Here is a 13,178-nt window from a genome sequence, read left to right as displayed (position 1 = left end):
CCGCTTGATCTACTGAACGGCTAGGCGGGCGGCTGGAAGTTCAGGAGCACTTTCCCGGATTCGGCTGAGTTCCTGGCTACTTCAAAGGCTTCCAGGCCCCGGTCCAGCGTGAACTCGTGTGTCACGACAGGATCGACGTAGAGCGAGCCGTCCGCGAGTGCGGCAATGACCTCATCGATTTCGTCGTTGAAACGGAACGAGCCCAGCAGTTCGAGCTCGCGCGTGATGGCCAGCGAAATAAAGACCGGTTGCGGACCGGAGGGCAACAACCCGACCATCACCACCTTGCCACCGCGCACGGCGCCCTTGATGGCCGATGCCAGTCCAAAGTGGCTGCCGGAGGACTCGATGACGACGTCGGCTTCCACCGCGGCGATAGCGTCCGCGTCGTCCCCCTTGAGAACTTCGTCCGCGCCCACTGCGCGGGCGATCTCGAGAGGCTTGTCATACATGTCAACAGCGACGATCCGGCGTGCCCCGGCGCGCTTGAGGACTGCCACGGCCAACGCGCCGATTGGACCGCTTCCGATCACCAGCGCAGTTTTTCCGGCCACGTCTCCGGCGCGGGCGACCGCGTGCCACGCCACGCTTGCCGGCTCCACAAGTGCCGCGGTGCGCAAGTCCAGCGTGGCAGGCAGGACCCGGAGCATGCGGGACGGCAGAGTGGCGTAGCGGCTGAAGGCGCCGTCGGTGTGCGGGTACCGCGCGGCACTTCCGAGGTAGGTGCAGCCCGGCGAAAGGTTGGGCCGGTCCTCCGGATACCTGGCGGCGCCCGGGGCGGGGCTTGCCGGGTGAACTGCGACGGCGGTGCCGGCCGTCGGTCCGCTGCCATCGGCGGCCTGCTGGACTACCGTGCCGACGATTTCGTGACCAAGCACCATCGGGGCCTTGAGGATTGATTCCCCCGCGGCGCCGTGGAGCCAATAGTGCAGATCCGAGCCGCAGATGCCACCGTAGGCAATCTCGACGACAGCTTGCTCCGGGATGGGAACGACGAGGGCGATGTCCTCGATCCGGAGGTCCCCCGCGGCGTGGGCCACGACGGCGGGGGCGGACTGGGGAAGCTGAAAGCCAGCGTGCTGGATATCGCTCATTAGACGACCACCGTCATTCCGCCGTCGACGAAGATCGTCTGGCCGTTGACGAAGTTCGAAGCTTCGGAGGCGAGCCACACCGCCGGGCCGGCGAGATCGGCCACGGTCCCCCATCTGTGGGCCGGCGTCCGGCCGAGGATCCAGGAGTTGAAGTCGGGATCGTCTACGAGGTTCTGGGTCATTTCGGTGTGGATGTAACCCGGAGCGATACCGTTGATCTGGAGGCCGGAGGCCGCCCATTCGGCGGTCATGGCGCGGGTCAGGTTGCGCAAGCCACCCTTCGCGGCAACATAGGGAGCGATCGTGGGGCGCGCCAGGTCCGTCTGTACGGAGCAGATGTTGATGATCTTGCCGCGGCCTCGCGGGATCATGTGGCGGGCCGCTTCACGTCCCACGAGGAAGGCGCTCGTCAGGTCTGTAGTGATGACCCGGTCCCAATCCTTAACATCAAGGTCCAGCATGGGGACGCGGTGCTGGATGCCCGCATTGTTGACCAGGATATCGAGCGGGCCAACGTTCTCCTCGACCCAGGCCACGCCCCGGGCCGCCGCGGAATCGCTGGTGACATCGAACGCGCAGCTATGGATGCGACCGGGTCCGAAGTCCGCCGCCATGGCGGCTGCAGCGTCCTTGAGCCGTTCGGTGTTGATGCCGTTGACGACAACTGTGGCACCGGCGTCGGCCAATCCGCGGGCCAACGCGTTGCCGATGCCGCGGCTGGATCCGGTGACGAGCGCTACGCGCCCTGTGAGATCAAAGAGTCCACTCATGGTTGTTTCCTTAACTAGTTCAGGGGGCTTGGGGCGGAGTGGCTGAGATTCGCGATGGCCTGGCGGACGACGGCGAGATCCTGGTCACCAAGGCCTTGATCGATCAGTTCGCGGTAAAGTTCGACGCCGGCGGTTGCCATCGGGACCGCGGTCCCGGCCGCCTCCGCGCTTTCGAGGACGAACGTGAGGTCCTTGTGCATGAATTTCGCGGGACCTGTGGGAGCGTAATCCTTGGCCGTCAGGCGTGGGCCGACGATCTCCAGGACCCGGCTTCCGGCAAGGCCGCCGGCCAGGACGTCGAACAGGGAAGATACATCCATGCCCGAGCGCTCGGCGAGTTCGGCGGCTTCCGCAAGCGCCGCCGTCGTGGTCCCGACGATGAGCTGGTTGCAGGCCTTTGCCAGCGAACCGGCGCCCAAGTCGCCCATGCGGCGGACGGTGGTGCCCATGGCTCGAAGCACTGGAAGCAAGCGCTGGAAGTGCTCTTCCCCGGCTCCGACCATGATGGCCAGGGTCCCGTCCTGCGCACCTTTGGTGCCCCCGCTGACCGGTGCATCGACGACGACGGCATTCCCGCCGCTTGCGCTGTGGACCGTCCGCCCGAAGTCCTGGACGGCTGTCGGGGACACACTGCTCATGACTACGAGGGTGGTTCCCGGAAGCGGCACCTCCAAACGCCAGGAATCGAGCAGCGGCGCGGCGGCATCCTGGATGTAGGAGAGATCGGGCAGCATGAAGATGATGACGGCTTGGTCCCGGAGCCCGGCAACCGACTCCGAGCGCTTGCCGTCGAGCTTCTCCAACTCTGCGAGCGCGCCAGCCGAGCGGTTCCACGCAGTTACCTCCCAGCCGTTGGCTAGTAGATTTGCTGCCATGGGGAAGCCCATGAGCCCGAGTCCCACAAACCCTACGGTCTTGGCGGTCATCTTTCGCTTGCACCTCACTTCTTTGTGGTTCATCTTTCAAAAACTGTTCAATATCCTAGCCGCAATTCAGTATGATGAACACCATGACGACTGATGAACTCACCATCGCGATCGCAGTCCCGCTCGAGTCCGAGCATGTGGAGCGTATCCGTGCAGTAGATCCGAGCATCACGGTGCTCTACGAACCCGAACTGCTTCCACCGGAACGCTTCCCGGCCGACCACTCCGGAGACCCGGACTTCAAGCGCACCCCCGAGCAGGAGGAACGCTACTGGTCGATGCTGAACAAGGCGCAGGTCCTCTACGGCTTCCCCAACGAGAATCCGGCCGGCCTGGCCCGCATCGCCAAGAGCAACCCCCACCTGCAGTGGATCCACGCCATGGCCGCAGGCGCCGGTGGCGCAGTGAAAGCGTCCGGCCTCGACAGCGAAACCTTGCAGAAGTTCAAGGTCACCACCTCCGCAGGCGTGCACGCGCTTCCGCTCGCCGAGTTTGCGGCCCTGGGCATCCTCAACGGATTCAAGCGCAGCGCGGAACTCGCACAAGACCAAGCCGCCAAGGTCTGGCCTGAGCTACGCACCCCCACCAAGCTGGTGAACGGCTCCCAGCTGGTCATCACGGGACTCGGCGAAATCGGCCTCGAAACCGCCCGCATCGCCCGCGCACTCGGCATGAAGGTGAGCGGAACCAAGCGGAACATCGAAGCCATCGAAGGGATCAACGAGGTAGCGGACAACCAAGGCCTGGCTGGACTCCTGGCTTCCGCCGATGCCGTCGTCAACACCTTGCCCGGAACGCCATACACCGAGAAGCTCTTCAACCACGAGATCTTCTCGGCCATGAAGCCCGGCACGGTTCTTGTCAACGTCGGACGCGGAACCGTCATTGATGAGGAGGCACTCCTCGAAGCGCTGGACAACGGCCAGGTGTCCTACGCATGCCTGGACGTCTTCGCCGTCGAGCCGCTCCCCCAGGAGAGCCCGCTGTGGAACCACCCGAAAGTCATGGTCTCTCCCCACACCTCGGCACTCAGCGCCGCCGAGAACCGCCTCATCGCCGAGCGCTTCGTCAGCAACCTGCGTACGTTCCTCGACGGCGGAGAGCTCCCCCACCTCGTGGACACGGTGCACTTCTACTAAACCGCCCCCAACTCAGTCCCACCTTCGCGGCTCCTCCGGTTCAGTCCGGAGGGGCCGCTTTGCTGGGTGGCGCCGTTGACGACAAATCGGCGGCCTCCTCCGGAATCGGAAGAGGCCGCCGCTGCTTGCGTACGTCGGGCACGGGCGGTGCTTACTTGGCGTCCTCCAGGGACAGAAGGTCGCGGCCGGCCGTTTCCGGAGTGAAGAACGTGGTGATGTATGAGATCAGCGCCAGGACCAGCGAGTAAACCGCGAGGACCACCCACGAGTTTCCCGTTGCGGCAAGGAAGGCGGCACCGATCAGGGGAACGAACCCGCCGGCAAAGACAGCCGATATTTCACGGCTCAGAGCGACACCCGTGAAGCGGTACTGCGAACCGAACAATTCCGGCAGCAGCGGGCACTGCGGGCCGAGCATGGACTGCACGCCAAGGGCGATACCGACCACCATGACGGCCCACACGAGCGTGACATTGCCAAGAGTGACGAGGTAGAACGCCGGGATGGCGAAGATGGCCTGGAACAGGGCCCCGTAGCGGTATACCTTCACTCGGCCAATCCGGTCGGACAAGGCGCCGAAGGTAACCACCATGACGGCCGCGAAACCTGCTGCGATCAGGAGGCCCACCGGTCCGATGAACTTGTCGCCTGGGAAGACACCTTCCTTGACGGAAATAAAGGAGATCAGCAGCGTCGAATAGATCGAGGAGTTGCCGTTCTCGCCCATGCGGAGGCCAATGCCAATCAGCACGTTCTTCTTTGAGTGCCTCAGCAGCTCGCCAACGGGGTTCTTCACCACGTTCTTGTGCTTCTCCAGCTCCTGGAACACAGGAGTTTCCTTCAACCGGAGGCGGATGAAGACTGCCACGATGATCAGGACGATGCTGGCAAGGAACGGCACGCGCCACAGCCAGCCTTCGAGCACGCTCTTGTTGGCCATGCCGATCAGAGCGAAAGTACCTGCACCAAGAAGGGTTCCGAGCTGAATACCGACGAAAGGCAGCGAAGCGAAGTAGCCGCGACGCTTGGGCGGAGCAACTTCGGAGATCAGGGTCGTTGCCCCTGCCTGCTCGGCTCCGGCACCGAGGCCCTGGACGATGCGCAGCGTCACGAGCAGCACGGCACCAAGCAGGCCAGCCTGATCGAAGGTCGGCAACAGGCCGATCGCGAAGCTGGCGAAGCCCATCATGCCGATGGTCAGCAGGAGGACCATCTTGCGGCCGAAACGGTCGCCGATGTATCCGAAGACGATTCCGCCGAAGGGCCGGGCCGCGAATCCAACTCCATAGGTAGCGAACGAGGCGATCAACGCGCCGCTTTCGCCCAAGGGCTTGAAGAACAGCGGTCCGAAGATCAGGGCCGAGGCCAGACCATAGATGTAGAAGTCGTAGTACTCCAGGGCGGATCCTACGGAACTGGCAAGAGTTGCCCTTCGCAGCTGTTCCGGCTCGACTACGGCGCCGTCCATATCAGCAAGCTTTGTCTTAGTACGAGTTGTCACAAGCACTCCCTCAAGAACACTCCAGACCCCCGTTGGCCTGGCGAGATAGCGTCAGCCGCCTATGGCGTGAATCACTATAGTGAACAGAGTACAGCAGAATGAACAGGTTGCAAGTGCTGTAATCAGATTTATCTGCGGGTTACCAAAGAGTGACCCCCGCGCACCAAAAGTTTTTAGCCCATGGGGTTGCCCAGCGAGTGGGCAAGCTCCTTGAGCTCCTTGACCATCAAGGCGGCTTGCTCTTCGGAAAAGGTGGCCTTCAATGCAGTCACCGAGAGACCGAGGCTGGGGCCGTGTGCCCCGTGGGTAGGCACGGGCACGGCGAGACACACCACGCCGAGGGTCGATTCCTCGTCTTCCAGGGCATAGCCCTGCTTGCGGATCGCAGCCACTTGGGCCTTGAGCTCAGCGGCACTCCGGAGAGACTTCGGGGTCATGACAGGGAGCTCCACGTCGTCCGGGAACATCTCCTCGATGTCATGGTCGTGAAGTTGGGCCAGGAGCACTTTGCCGACCGCACTCAGCGAAAGGGGCATTTTGTCGCCGATGTTCGAGGTGAGCCGGACGGCCGGGTGCCCCTCATAGCGTGCAAGGTAGATGATGTGATCGCCGTCGATCATTGCGATTCGCACGGTTTCACCAGACAACGTTGGGGCCTGCTCGCAGAACTTGTAGAACTCTTGCACCTCATCGAGGCGGCTGAGGTAGGCCGCCCCGAGTTCAACCAGTTTCCTGCCGAGCGAAAAGTCGGCACCTTCGCGCGTGATGAGCCGGGCTTCCTCCAGGGCCAGCAACAGATTTGACGTGGAAGACTTCGGAATCCCAAGTTCCCTCGAAAGGTCGCTAAGCGTCAGTCGCCCGGAAGGAGCCGCAGCCAAGGCATCCATGACCGCTGCTGCGCGGGTCACGGCCGGCGCCGGCGAGGAGCTCCCCAACCCTTCGGCGGAACGTGAGGTGCGGGAATCGGCCATGATTCTCCTTCGCAATCGAGCGCCTGGCGCAGAGTGGGCGTGTGCCAGACGGAAATGCCGCCCTGGGGCGGCGGAACTCCGATTCACGGCAATCACGTTTGTTCAATCCACTGAACAACTACCATCATAATGGCTGACTGCTGGCGGGAGTCGCGACGGACGCCGAACCTCTTCCTTTCCTTATCCAGAAATTCTCTGTATATTCATTTATGAGCTCTCCACCGCGGCATCCCCCAATAGTCGCGGTGGAGAGCTCTTCCAATTCCCCAGGCGTCGCTAGCTCGGTTGCACGCGCCGCTAGCTCGGTAGCCACGGAGTGGGTCGTGGCAACCAGCGCGGGACGTTGGCGCGGTACTCCTCGTACTCGGCGCCAAACTTGCGTTCCAGTGTCGGTTCCTCGTGCAACCTGACGAAGGCCACCACGGGAACGGCTCCCAAGGCCGCCAGGCCAAACAGCTTCGGCTCTCCGAATAGCAAGCCCTGTCCGACGACCGCGGCCCCGATGGCTACATAGATGGGGTTCCGCACGTATCTGTAGAACCCGCCGACCACAAGGTTCTTCGGCGGAGCAAAGGGCGCCGGGGTACCCATTCCCTCGAGGGCAAACCGCACAAACGAATTGGTGATCACCGCCGCGCCGGCGCCAATCAGCAGGACACCCGCACATTGGGCGGGTAATCCGCCCGGTACGGGCTCGTGCACCTTCCACCGCGTCACCACCCACGGCAGCAAACCTGCAACGGTTGCGGGGGCGGCGGCGAACACCGCCGTGCCGATGACCGCCAACCTCTTGGCATGGGCTGAATCACTGGGCGCCGTCATGCTGACCATTCTGGACCGCCCAACGGCCCGGGACAACCACCAGCCCCGAATACTGACCTGATAGGAGGTGTCGAGTTCCTTAGCGCTCGGTTTCGGGACGGCTCAGGCCTGGATCCCGTGTTCGGCGTACTCATCGATGCGGACCGCGATTCCTGGAGTGATCAACAGGTGGACCCGGTCACCGCTCTGGTTTTTGATAACAACGAACGACGGATCCCTCGCTTCCAGCGCGTAATGGATGGTCTCCTTGAGGATCGTAAGGTCCTCGTGATCGTGCAGCCGGATTTCGTCTCCGCCGTAAAAGAGTTTGTGGCCCATATGTCTTCCCCATCTCCAGTGCGCTGTCCAGTGCGTTGTGTGACAACTCGAATCTTACAGATTCGGATCCAGAGTCCGGTGGGGGTGCGGCAACTCGGGGTCATAAGACAGGACGTGTGTAAGGGAGGGGCTTTCCCAGTGTTGGCGGGCTGACGCGCCCGGGATTTGCACACGTTTTGTCCTATACCCCCCCCAAAAAAACCCTCAATCGATCTCCGACGCAAAAGAAAGAGTCCCTGAACTGCTATTTCGCAGTTCAGGGACTCTTTTTACGTGGTGGGTCCTACCGGGATCGAACCGATGACATCCACGGTGTAAACGTGGCGCTCTACCAGCTGAGCTAAAGACCCAAAGACTGATATCAGCGCCCTCGGCGCTTCAACCAACGAACATGTACTCTACCGGATCAATCGCCCGGAACACCAATCGGCTGGTGAGGAGGCAACAGCTCGGGAAGTTCAGCAGCGAGCCAGGCCAAGGCACCGCTGACCCCTGCTTCCATCTTGAGGCTCGCGAAGTCGTCGCCGCGTGTAGGTCCACGGTTGATGATGACTACAGGCTTGCCGAGCTTGGCGGCGTGCCTGACGAACCTCAGCCCGCTCATCACCGTCAAGGAAGAACCCGCAACCAGCAAGGCCCCGGCGTCGTCCACCATCGAATAGGCGCGTTGCACCCGATCCTTGGGAACATTTTCACCAAAGTACACAAAATCGGGCTTGAGCGTCCCTCCACAGACGGGACAAACAGCGACGACGAATGATCGGATGAGTTGGGGATCCTCCATCGAGGCATCGGCGTCAGGCGCCATCTCCACGACGCCCGACGCTTGGGCGGCCTCCAGGAACCCGGGATTGATCTCCTCAAGGATCGACGCGAGGAGGCTTCGGGTGAAGACATGGCCCCCGCCCAAGCAGATCACGCGATCGTAGCGGCCATGCAGGTCCACCACATTGGCGCTGCCGGCGGCTTCGTGCAGACGGTCCACATTCTGAGTGATGAGTCCCGTAAGCAGGCCCCGCCGTTCAAGGAGTGCGACGGCGGCGTGCCCGGCATTCGGGTCGGCATGCCGGAGATGCGACCATCCAAGGTGGTTCCTTGCCCAGTATCGGCGCCGGTTCGCAGCGCTTCCTGTGAACTCCTGGAAGGTCATGGGATTCCGGGGCGCGGCCCCCGGGCCCCGGTAATCGGGAATTCCGGAGTCAGTGCTCAGGCCGGCTCCCGTCAGAACGGCAAACCGCTTACCACCGAGAATCCCGGCGGCCTGCCGGAGGGCGTCGAGTTCATCCCGATCCAACTCAGTAGTCGAGGCCGACGGCAGAACAGCGAAGCCGGTCATTCCGACGCCCGGCCGTTGGGCGCTCATCGGCGCTAGGCCTGGCCCAGGGCGGACAATGCCTCACGATACTCCGTAAGGTCCCGTGCTTGGCCGCGCGGATTGACGACCACATAACGGAGGATGCCTGCGGCATCAATAATGAAAGTGCCCCGCAACGACATGCCCGTAGCGGCATCGAAAACGCCATATTTCTCAGCAACTGCCCCGTGCGGCCAGAAGTCGGCCAGGAGATCAAACTCGTAGCCTTCCTTGTCCGCATAGGCCCTCAAAGCGAACTTGCTGTCCACCGAGATCCCCAGGACAGTGGCGTTGGAGTGTTCGAAAATACCAAGATTGTCGCGGATCTCACACAGTTCCCCCGTGCAGATCCCGGAGAAGGCGAAGGGGTAGAAGACCACCACCACGTTGCGGCCGCGAAGACTGGACAGGCGGATTGGCTCCCCGAATTGGTTCACTAGCTCAAAATCCGGGGCTTCCTGGCCTACGGCAGGAACTCCAGGATGCAGCCCGACAGAGTTCAACTTGGTATGCGTCATTTGTTCGTCTTGCGCGCTACAAGCCTCGTGGCGCTCCAGTCCTTGGAGACGCCTGCGGAGGTTGTGCAATGCAAGCCAGCAGTGGGAGCAGCGTCCTGGATATCTGACGGGGAAACATAGTTATCGCGGCCGGATTTCGGGGTCAACACCCACACCACACCGCCTTCTCCCAGCGTGGTCAATGAATCCACGAGGGCGTCGACAAGGTCCCCGTCGCCGTCGCGCCACCAGAAAATAACCGCATCCACTACCTCGTGATCGTCTTCGTCAAGCAGTTCGGAACCCGTGAGTTCCTCAATGTCATCACGCAAATCGAAATCGACATCATCGTCGTAACCGAGTTCCTGAATTAGATCCCCATCTTTGAAACCCAATCTTTCCGCCACATTTACCGATGTGGCGGCGTCGGCCTCGCTCACGTTTCCTCCTCTTGAAGTGATTTCGATTACTACAAGCCAACACCCTTTGGGCGTGTGCTTCAAGCCATTGTCCCCCGTTCCACCATATTCTGCGCCCCGGCCAAGCCCAAGCCATGGCTGCAAACGGGTCTGCAGTCGGAGCCGCAGCCATGGTTACCGCTACGACTGCATACGATGTAACAGCTTGAGTGTGACATACAACGCCTTTGCGGCAGCGCGGCTACGCATCGCGGCTCCTACAAAGCTACAGTGGCCAGTGAAGACTTTGGCTGCAGGGCAACCGCCCGCCGCGAATAGCGCAGCTTGAGCTCAAGAGAACCTGTCCGGCGCACATGACCGGACTGTTGTAACCGATATGTCGCACACGCCGCGTTCATGACGGGCAGTTACCCTGCCGGACCTGAGGCGACGATGAATGCGCCAAAAGAGAGGTTGGACGTGGCTGCAGGAGAAGAGACCTCACACATCCTTAGCGGGTTGACTTCCCAGCTGCCTGATCGTGATCCGGAAGAGACTGCCGAGTGGGTTGAGTCTTTGGATGCGTTGATCAGGGAGCAGGGCACGGAGCGGGCGCAGTTCATCATGCGTAGCCTGCTTCAGCGGGCGGGTTCGCAGTCGGTCGGGGTACCGATGGTCACGACGACTGATTACGTGAACACGATCCCGGCGGACCAGGAAGCGCCGTTCCCGGGCAACGAGGAATTCGAGCGACGGTACCGGGCATACATGCGCTGGAACGCGGCCGTGATGGTGCACCGGGCGCAGCGGGCCGATATCGGGGTCGGCGGGCATATCTCGACCTATGCCGGTGCCGCGACCTTGTACGAGGTCGGTTTCAATCATTTCTTCCGCGGCAAGGACCACCCCGGCGGCGGAGACCAGGTCTTCTTCCAGGGACACGCGTCCCCGGGCATGTACGCCCGGGCGTTCATGGAAGGCCGGCTCACGGAAGAGGACCTGAACGGGTTCCGGCAGGAAAAGTCCAAACAAGGCCACGCCCTTTCCTCTTACCCGCACCCGCGCCTGATGCCCGCGTTCTGGGAATTCCCCACCGTGTCCATGGGCATCGGCCCGATGAACGCGATCTACCAGGCCCAGTCCAACCGCTACCTGCACGACCGCGGCCTGAAAGACACCAGTGACCAGCAGGTCTGGGCGTTCCTGGGCGACGGGGAAATGGACGAGCCCGAGTCCCGCGGCCTGCTCCAGCTCGCCGCGAACGAGAACCTGGACAACCTGAACTTCGTGATCAACTGCAACCTCCAGCGCCTGGACGGACCGGTCCGGGGCAACGGGAAGATCATGCAGGAACTGGAAGCATTCTTCCGCGGCGCGGGCTGGAACGTGATCAAGGTCGTCTGGGGCCGGGAATGGGATGCCCTCCTGGCCAAAGACACCGACGGGTCCCTGGTGAAGATCATGAACGAAACCGTCGACGGGGACTACCAGACCTACAAGGCCGAGTCCGGCGGGTTCGTCCGCGAACACTTCTTCGGGAAAACCCCGGCCACCAAGGACATGGTCGCGGACCTGGACGACGAACAGATCTGGAACCTCAAACGCGGCGGCCACGACTACCGCAAGGTCTACGCCGCGTACAAGGCCGCAACCGAATTCAAGGGCAAACCCACCGTGATCCTGGCCAAGACCGTCAAGGGCTACGGACTCGGACCCCACTTCGAAGGCCGCAACGCGACCCACCAGATGAAGAAACTCACCATGGAAGACCTCAAAGCCTTCCGGGACCACCTGCGCATCCCCATCACCGACGAACAACTCGACACCGACCTCTACCGGCCCCCGTACTACCACCCCGGCCCCGACGCCCCGGAAATCCGGTACATGATGGAACGCCGCGCCGCCCTGGGCGGGCCCGTGCCCGAACGCCGCCACACCCACACCCCCGTCACCCTGCCCGAGGCCACATCCTACGACGTCGCCAAACGCGGCTCCGGCAAACAACAAGCCGCCACCACCATGGCCTTCGTGAGGCTCCTGAAAGACCTCATGCGGGACAAGAACTTCGGCAAACGCTTCGTCCCGGTCGTCCCGGACGAATCACGCACCTTCGGCATGGACGCGTTCTTCCCCACCGCGAAAATCTACAACCCCAAGGGCCAGAACTACCTCTCCGTGGACCGGGACCTCGTCCTGGCCTACAAGGAATCCCCCATGGGACAACTCATCCACCCCGGCATCAACGAAGCCGGCGCCGTCGCCGCGTTCACCGCCGCCGGCACCGCCTACGCCACCCACGGCGAACCCCTCGTCCCGATCTACGTGTTCTACTCCATGTTCGGCTTCCAACGCACCGGCGACGCCTTCTGGGCCGCCGCGGACCAAATGACCCGCGGCTTCATCATCGGCGCCACCGCAGGACGGACCACCCTCACCGGCGAAGGACTCCAACACGCCGACGGCCACTCCCCCATCCTGGCCTCCACCAACCCCGCCGTCCGCACCTACGACCCCGCCTACGGCTACGAAATCGGCCACATCATCCGCCACGGACTCGAAACCATGTACGGACCCGCCGCAAGCGGCGAAGGAACCGAAGCCGCATCCGATAGAAACGTAATGTACTACCTCACCGTGTACAACGAGCCCATCAGCCAACCCGCGGAACCGGAAAACCTCGACACCGAAGGCCTCCTCAAAGGCATCTACCTCCTCTCCCCCGCGGAACCAGCAGACCAACACACCAACCGGCCCCGCGCACACATCCTGGCCTCGGGCGTCTCAATCCCCTGGGCCATCGAAGCCCAACACATCCTCGCCACCGACTGGGCAGTCGCAGCCGAGGTCTGGTCCGTGACCTCCTGGAACGAACTCCGACGCGACGGACTCGCCGCCGAAGAACACGCCTTCCTGAACCCCGGCGACGAACCCCGCACCCCCTTCGTAGCCCAGCAACTCGCCAACGCCACCGGACCCGTCATCGCCGTCACCGACTACATGAAAGCCGTCCCCGACCAAATCCGCCAATTCATCCCCAACGAATTCGCCTCCCTCGGCGCCGACGGCTTCGGCTTCTCCGACACCCGCCAAGCCGCCCGCCGCTACTTCAAAAACGACACCCACTCCATCGTCACCAAAACCCTCCAACTCCTCGCGGCCAGGGGCGAGGTCGATGCCCAGGCGCCGGCCCAGGCAATCGAGAAGTACCGTCTTCTCGATGTCAACGCCGGCACTACCGGCGGGGCAGGCGGCGAAAGCTAAGCCTCCAGCGAAGCCAGCAACATCTCGACGGCGGTCCACACCGAAAGGTGCGGACCGCCGTCGGGCTTTAACAATCACCGCACAGCAACCCGGCAGCGGCCCGGCTTTCGCGTGACGCACGCCAACC

General features: G+C 62.6%; 12 protein-coding genes and 1 tRNA gene. 2 read left to right on the top strand and 11 right to left on the bottom strand.

Annotation, left to right across the window (positions count from 1 at the left end):
* Positions 1–20: 20 nt before the first annotated feature.
* Genes ABD884_RS06325 through ABD884_RS06315 form a run of 3 tightly spaced genes read right to left on the bottom strand, consistent with a single transcriptional unit; the run spans position 21 to position 2,790 of the window.
* Positions 21–1,094 carry an L-idonate 5-dehydrogenase gene (locus ABD884_RS06325; RefSeq protein WP_345040376.1) on the bottom strand — a complete coding sequence of 358 codons (1,074 nt, stop codon included), beginning with the start codon at positions 1,092–1,094 and terminating at the stop codon, positions 21–23.
* Complete coding sequence (locus ABD884_RS06320) at positions 1,094–1,864, bottom strand: SDR family oxidoreductase (RefSeq protein ID WP_345040371.1); 771 nt, start codon at positions 1,862–1,864, stop codon at positions 1,094–1,096. Before ABD884_RS06320 ends, ABD884_RS06325 begins: the two co-directional genes overlap by 1 nt.
* A 14-nt stretch (positions 1,865–1,878) precedes the next feature.
* Positions 1,879–2,790: an NAD(P)-dependent oxidoreductase gene (locus tag ABD884_RS06315; protein WP_345040365.1), complete on the bottom strand. Its 912-nt coding sequence runs from the start codon at positions 2,788–2,790 to the stop codon at positions 1,879–1,881.
* 71 nt (positions 2,791–2,861) lie between these two features.
* Here ABD884_RS06315 and ABD884_RS06310 point away from each other — a divergent pair, with 71 nt between their 5' ends.
* Positions 2,862–3,929, top strand: a complete 1,068-nt coding sequence (locus ABD884_RS06310) for a D-2-hydroxyacid dehydrogenase (RefSeq protein WP_345040360.1) — start codon at positions 2,862–2,864, stop codon at positions 3,927–3,929.
* A 151-nt stretch (positions 3,930–4,080) separates the two neighbouring features.
* Here the strand turns inward: ABD884_RS06310 and ABD884_RS06305 are convergent, their stop codons facing one another.
* From ABD884_RS06305 to ABD884_RS06270, 8 genes are all read right to left on the bottom strand, one after another.
* On the bottom strand, positions 4,081–5,436 hold the full coding sequence (locus ABD884_RS06305; RefSeq protein ID WP_345040353.1) for an MFS transporter: 1,356 nt from the start codon (positions 5,434–5,436) through the stop codon (positions 4,081–4,083).
* A 167-nt stretch (positions 5,437–5,603) separates the two neighbouring features.
* Positions 5,604–6,401 carry an IclR family transcriptional regulator gene (locus ABD884_RS06300; RefSeq protein ID WP_028267508.1) on the bottom strand — a complete coding sequence of 266 codons (798 nt, stop codon included), beginning with the start codon at positions 6,399–6,401 and terminating at the stop codon, positions 5,604–5,606.
* Between the two features lie 297 nt (positions 6,402–6,698).
* The gene (locus ABD884_RS06295) at positions 6,699–7,223 is read right to left on the bottom strand and encodes a methyltransferase family protein (RefSeq protein ID WP_345040338.1); all 525 of its coding nucleotides are present in this window, start codon (positions 7,221–7,223) and stop codon (positions 6,699–6,701) included.
* Positions 7,224–7,325: 102 nt separating this feature from the next.
* Complete coding sequence (locus tag ABD884_RS06290) at positions 7,326–7,541, bottom strand: hypothetical protein (RefSeq protein ID WP_345040333.1); 216 nt, start codon at positions 7,539–7,541, stop codon at positions 7,326–7,328.
* A gap of 274 nt (positions 7,542–7,815) precedes the next feature.
* Positions 7,816–7,891, bottom strand: a tRNA-Val gene (locus tag ABD884_RS06285).
* Positions 7,892–7,947: 56 nt separating this feature from the next.
* Entirely contained in the window at positions 7,948–8,904 is a 957-nt protein-coding gene (locus tag ABD884_RS06280; RefSeq protein ID WP_345040330.1) for an NAD-dependent protein deacetylase, read from the bottom strand.
* 5 nt (positions 8,905–8,909) lie between these two features.
* Complete coding sequence (locus tag ABD884_RS06275) at positions 8,910–9,413, bottom strand: peroxiredoxin (RefSeq protein WP_345040324.1); 504 nt, start codon at positions 9,411–9,413, stop codon at positions 8,910–8,912.
* The gene (locus ABD884_RS06270; RefSeq protein ID WP_028267513.1) at positions 9,410–9,832 is read right to left on the bottom strand and encodes a DUF3052 domain-containing protein; all 423 of its coding nucleotides are present in this window, start codon (positions 9,830–9,832) and stop codon (positions 9,410–9,412) included. The genes ABD884_RS06275 and ABD884_RS06270 overlap by 4 nt, the downstream gene beginning before the upstream one ends.
* Positions 9,833–10,243: 411 nt before the next feature.
* Between ABD884_RS06270 and aceE the strand changes: the two genes are divergently transcribed.
* On the top strand, positions 10,244–13,051 hold the full coding sequence (gene aceE / locus ABD884_RS06265; protein ID WP_345054617.1) for a pyruvate dehydrogenase (acetyl-transferring), homodimeric type: 2,808 nt from the start codon (positions 10,244–10,246) through the stop codon (positions 13,049–13,051).
* Positions 13,052–13,178: the final 127 nt, after the last annotated feature.

It is taken from the genome of Arthrobacter methylotrophus (assembly GCF_039539965.1).
GTDB lineage: Bacteria > Actinomycetota > Actinomycetes > Actinomycetales > Micrococcaceae > Arthrobacter > Arthrobacter methylotrophus.
The sequence above is the reverse complement of the archived record's forward strand: the minus strand, read 5'-3'. Positions and strand labels throughout refer to the sequence as shown.